The organism is Frankia sp. CcWB2 (assembly GCF_977927585.1).
This window is the reverse complement of sequence record NZ_CDWRCM010000004.1, coordinates 2,313-3,539: the sequence shown is the minus strand read 5'-3', so window position 1 is coordinate 3,539 and position 1,227 is coordinate 2,313. Positions and strand designations below refer to the sequence as shown.

The following is a 1,227-nucleotide window of genomic DNA, read 5'->3' as shown; positions in this document are numbered from 1 at the left end:
GGCCAGGACAGCGGCTCGAAAACACATCGGCCGCCTACCGGCCGCCGATCGCCCGTGACCGAGACGTCCGGCGGAAACCGGCCGCATGCGGAGGAAGACCGCGGTCACGGGGGAAGGACGGACTCAGGCCACGTTGGCGCCCGACGGCTCACGCTCCCGCTTGACCCGACGAGTCGCGATCACCGGATGAGCCGGGCAATCGACCAGATGCTCATCGAAGCCCTGCACCGTCGGCCAGGACTGGTGGCAGGACCCGCAATGGGTCGTGGCCGGATCGGTCCACCGCTCTTCACAGCCGGCACAACTGGCCGTGACCGGGATCTGCACTGTCTTGTCGGGCTGCCGGCGACGAGAGACCTGGATCGGCAACGCCTGTTGGATGGATTGTTCATCTGGGGAACGGAGTGTGACGGAAACCGCGCGTGGACGCCGGGGTGGGGTGTTGGCGGCCGGGATCGCGCGAGGGGATGTCGACCGACGGGGAGGCACCCGGCCATCCTGTCGCAGACCTGCACAAGCGTCACGCAACCGGCTGTCGAGTGTTCAGGGTGATTGTCCTGCGGCAACGCTTCCGGAGCTCGCGAACCAGAGCGTTCCGCCCGGACGGATCGTCATCGGCGCGGGTTCCCGCTAGCGGGAACCCGCGCCGGAAACAACCGTGCCGGGCCGAGCGACGCCTGGAACATCGCCGGACAGTCAAAAAATGACTACTGATACCCACCAATACCACTGGACTAGCTATAGTCAAGCGCATGGCGGACGCCATCGCCAGGGCCGGCGGTGAGGGGATCCCGGGCGTGAGTGCCGGCGCACTGCTGCGAGGGTGGCGGGAGCGACGCCGGATCAGTCAACTCGGACTGGCGTTGCGAGCCGACAGTTCCGCCTGACGCATCAGTTTCATCGAGACCGGCCGCTCCATTCCGAGTCGCCCGATGGTGCTGCGCGGGCCACGTGCCCGTCGGTGCGGAACCGGATGAGCGGTTCCTGCCTGTCGCCGAGGCCGATGGTGCAGGATCCGTACATCGGATCGGAGTCGACCAGGCCCAGTCCCGCGAAGCAGGCCCAGTCCCGCTCAGAAGGGTTCGGCCTGCGGGCGACTGCGGCCCCGCACGACGAGCCTCTCCTGGAGAGAGATTCCCGCTCTTACACACCCACCCACAAAGTGCGCTTCGTGAGGCGGCCGAAGCGTGGAGGGTCAGTCACGGTTCACGGTCTCCACACCGTCGC

At 67.3% G+C, this 1,227-nt stretch carries 1 protein-coding gene; it reads right to left on the bottom strand.

From position 1 onward, the window contains the following. Positions 1–123: 123 nt before the first annotated feature. Positions 124–327, bottom strand: a complete 204-nt coding sequence (locus ACY45C_RS01255; protein WP_462185867.1) for an FDXHR family putative zinc-binding protein — start codon at positions 325–327, stop codon at positions 124–126. Positions 328–1,227 lie beyond the last annotated feature (900 nt).